Source organism: Lelliottia wanjuensis, assembly GCF_030238365.1.
Taxonomy (GTDB): Bacteria; Pseudomonadota; Gammaproteobacteria; order Enterobacterales; family Enterobacteriaceae; genus Enterobacter; species Enterobacter wanjuensis.
Genome location: NZ_JASSOT010000043.1, coordinates 1 through 543 on the forward strand (window position 1 = coordinate 1; position 543 = coordinate 543).

1 protein-coding gene is annotated in these 543 nt (G+C 57.6%); it reads right to left on the reverse strand.

Annotated features, from left to right (window positions below):
* The coding region (locus tag QQF33_RS03495) for an AAA family ATPase (RefSeq protein ID WP_285157387.1) at positions 1-543 on the reverse strand (543 nt) is incomplete at both ends.

Below are 543 nucleotides of genomic sequence, written 5' to 3' on the forward strand. Positions count from 1 at the left end.
GTTCGGCATAGCGGGATTTGAGGCCACGCAGCATCAGGCAGGCCGTATCATCATCAGGCTCATCAACCTTAACCATCTGGAAGCGGCGTTCAAGGGCTGCATCACGTTCGAAATACTGCTTGTATTCGCTCCAGGTGGTGGCCGCAATGGTGCGCAGTTCGCCGCGTGCCAGAGCCGGTTTCAGCAGGTTGGCAGCATCCGCCCCGCCCGCCTGATTACCGGCCCCGATGATGGTATGAGCTTCATCGATAAAGAGCAGCACTGGCACCGGGGATTGCTGGACGGCGTCGATGATATTTTTCAGACGCTGTTCGAACTCTCCCTTTACACCGGCGCCCGCCTGAAGCAACCCCAGGTCCAGCGTTCTGACGATGACAGGTTTAAGACTCTCGGGCACATTGCCCTCAGCAATACGTAGCGCCAGGCCTTCAACCAGGGCCGTTTTGCCGACGCCAGGCTCGCCCACCAGGATAGGGTTGTTCTTGCGACGTCTGGAGAGAATATCCACCATCTGACGGATTTCGTTATCGCGTCCAAAGACAG